Raw genomic sequence first — 244 nt, forward strand, 5'->3', positions numbered from 1 at the left:
GCAGGTGTCCTACCTGATCCTCAATCCGCGCGCCAAGTTCCGTCCGGCCTTCATGCGCTATCCGCCGGAGCCTGCGGAGAAGTTCCCGATCACCCTGCTGTCGAGCACCATCACGCTGCCGCCGGGCACGGTCTCGGCCTATCTGACGCTGGATGGCCGCCCTCTGATCATCCACGCGCTGGATGTCGAGGCTGAGCAGGAGTTGATCGCCGAGATCCGCCAGCGCTACGAGCGTCCGCTCAAG

The 244-nt window shown here is 65.2% G+C and carries 1 protein-coding gene; it reads left to right on the forward strand.

Going from position 1 to position 244, the window contains the following annotated elements; all coding sequences use genetic code 11:
* The coding region (locus tag R2R70_RS22535; RefSeq protein ID WP_410979277.1) for a Na+/H+ antiporter subunit E at positions 1 to 244 on the forward strand (244 nt) is incomplete at both ends.

The organism is Cobetia sp. SIMBA_158, from assembly GCF_046566945.1.
GTDB lineage: Bacteria > Pseudomonadota > Gammaproteobacteria > Pseudomonadales > Halomonadaceae > Cobetia > Cobetia amphilecti.